The 2664-nt window shown below is 73.7% G+C and carries 1 protein-coding gene and 2 CRISPR repeat arrays; the gene reads left to right on the top strand.

Annotated elements, in window-relative coordinates; genetic code table 11:
* Nucleotides 1–18 precede the first annotated feature (18 nt).
* A CRISPR array of direct repeats spans nt 19–840; the repeat unit is 29 nt; unit sequence CGGCTGACCCCCGCGCCTGCGGGGAGGAC.
* Between the two features lie 800 nt (nt 841–1640).
* Entirely contained in the window at nt 1641–1916 is a 276-nt protein-coding gene (locus tag ACFRQN_RS40465) for a hypothetical protein (RefSeq protein ID WP_380745637.1), read from the top strand.
* A 79-nt stretch (nt 1917–1995) separates the two neighbouring features.
* Nucleotides 1996–2512: a CRISPR direct-repeat array (repeat unit 29 nt; unit sequence CGGCTGACCCCCGCGCTCGCGGGGAGGAC).
* Nucleotides 2513–2664 lie beyond the last annotated feature (152 nt).

The raw sequence follows: 2664 nt of genomic DNA, 5'->3' as shown, positions 1-2664 counted from the left end.
CGGGAGACGGTCGCCGTCCGGCTGACACCCGCGCCTGCGGGGAGGACGATGCGCTGTCCGCTCCCCAGGACGCCGGGATCGGCTGACCCCCGCGCCTGCGGGGAGGACGCGGCGGCGTACTCGGCGGAGCTGATGCCCTCCGGCTGACCCCCGCGCCTGCGGGGAGGACGTGACCGACCGGCACTGGCACAGCGGCGGGGGCGGCTGACCCCCGCGCCTGCGGGGAGGACGCCCGGGCCGGCAGTGACCAGTGGTCCACCGACGGCTGACCCCCGCGCCTGCGGGGAGGACACCAGCCCCTCGGCGGTCAGCAAGCCGATCGCCGGCTGACCCCCGCGCCTGCGGGGAGGACTTGGTCGGCCGCAAGGAGGGCGTCTGGCTGACCGGCTGACCCCCGCGCCTGCGGGGAGGACAGCTGCGAACTCACGGGGTGCAGCCCGGGGGGCGGCTGACCCCCGCGCCTGCGGGGAGGACATCTGTCCCAAATCGCCTCGGGGTCGGTCCGGCGGCTGACCCCCGCGCCTGCGGGGAGGACCCGGATCGGGGAGGGCTCCTGATGTTCGGCTACGGCTGACCCCCGCGCCTGCGGGGAGGACGCGGCCCGCCGCACGCTCGCCCGCCACCCGGTCGGCTGACCCCCGCGCCTGCGGGGAGGACTCGATCATCGCCTGATTGCCCGCGCGCACGTGCGGCTGACCCCCGCGCCTGCGGGGAGGACCTGCTTTCGGGCTTTCCAACCGTCGAGCGGGCCGGCTGACCCCCGCGCTCGCGGGGAGGACCTGGTGGGTGGGGCGGCCGGCGACGGCCTCGGGGGCTGACCCCCGCGCTCGCGGGGAGGACCCTTTGCGACCTGCATCGTTCTGGCGGCTTTGCCATTTCTTGAGCAGCCTGCCGAGGGGTACGAGGCGGGCCGGCCTGTTGAGGTGTCAAGGAGCAGCGCCCATCGTGGCAGACGGCCACGACACCGTTCTCCGCGGACACCGTTGAAGGCCTGGGCGGCGCTTGGGCCTGCGTGGGCGAAGACGGAGCAGGGGGAGGAGCCACTCCGGAGACCGCTCCGCCCTCACCGGCTGACCCCCGCGCCTGCGGGGAGGACTCCGGATACGTCGCCCTGGCCGACGAGTTCGTCGGCTGACCCCCGCGCCCGCGGGGAGGACGGCAGCCTCCGTTCACCAAGGATCGCAGGAATCGGCTGACCCCTGCGGGCGCGGGGAGGACTCCAGGACGGAACTCTGGCCGACGGAGGCCGCAGCTGACCCCCTCACCTGCGGGGAGGACCATCTGCTGTCCGGCCATCAGGCGGCCGCCTCCGGCTGACCCCCGCACTCGCGGGGAGGACCGCTGGCTGAGGCCGGTCTCGCGGGCGATGAGCGGCTGACCCCCGCACCTGCGGGGAGGACAACCAAGCGCTTTTCCACCCTGATCAGCAGCACGGCTGACCCCCGCGCCCGCGGGGAGGACGGCGGCGCCCGAGGTCGCGGCGATCGCCGAGGCCGGGGCCTGCATTCGGTGTCGTGGCGCGGGGACGGTGGAGCTGTCGTTCATGGCGGTGTGCTCTTTCCGGTTCGCGGCCGACGGCGGTTCGATGCCGTCGGCCGGCTGTCGTTCTTGCTTTCCTGGGGGTCGGATAGGTTGCCCGGATGACTGACATGGACCCGTTGGTGCCCGTTCTCGCCGGGCTGGTCGTCGACACCGTCCGGTTCCTCGACGGCTGCGAGGACGACGAGGTCGATGCCGACTCCGCGGTGAAGATGATGGAGAGCGTGGCCGGAGTGCTGCAGCGGCTGCCGGAGGACCAGCTCGGCCGATTCCTGCGGACGCTCACGGATCTTGCCGAGGCCGAGCCGGACCCACACCGGCGGGAGTTCCTGGAGTCGTTCCCCGGCGCCTGCGGTCTGGTCGACAACGAAGACTGAGCCACTGGCCGGGGCCAGCCGGGTCTGCTCGGGTTACCCGAATCCGGACCAGGCGGAAGTGCCCGACTGCCTCGTCTACGGGGCCACCCCCGCAGGCGCGGGAAGGACGAGCTGCTGCTTCTTGACCTCCAGGTCCCGAGCGGCTGACCCCCGCACCTGCGGGGAGGACTCTTCGACGTCTTCCGACGTTGCGCGCTGCACTGGCTGACCCCCGCAGGCGCGGGGAGGACTCACCGGCCCCGGGCAACCGAGTTCGGCGGGACGGCTGACCCCCGCGGGCGCGGGGAGGACAGGTAGTAGACGGCGTCGCCCTGGACGACGGCCGGCTGACCCCCGCGGGCGCGGGGAGTACGACCTAGAGCCCTACCGCGCCATGTTCGCTGACGGCTGACCCCCGCGCTCGCGGGGAGTACGACCGCCCGGCCGGGGGCGCAACCCCGGCCGGCGGCTGACCCCCGCGCTCGCGGGGAGGACTACCTGAACGGACTCGGCCTGGAACAGGTGCGCGGCTGACCCCCGCGCTCGCGGGGAGGACGCGCGGAGGCGAGGGTTCATGATCGGGTTCCCCGGCTGACCCCCGCGCTCGCGGGGAGGACCCTTCGCGACCTGCGCCGTTCTGACGGCTTTGCCGCTTCTTGACCAGCCTGCCGAGGAGTACGAGGCGGGCCGGCCTGTTGAGGTGTCAAGGAGCAGCGCCCATCGTGGCAGACGGCCACGACACCGTTCTGCGCGGACACCGTTGAAGGCC

This window comes from Kitasatospora sp. NPDC056800 (assembly GCF_042789775.1).
GTDB lineage: Bacteria > Actinomycetota > Actinomycetes > Streptomycetales > Streptomycetaceae > Kitasatospora.
The sequence above is the reverse complement of the archived record's forward strand: the minus strand, read 5'-3'. Positions and strand labels throughout refer to the sequence as shown.

Excerpts from the sequence above, each read along its gene's own strand:
- ACFRQN_RS40465 (WP_380745637.1), top strand. The coding sequence starts at position 1,641 with ATGACTGACATGGACCCGTTGGTGCCCGTTCTCGCCGGGCTGGTCGTC.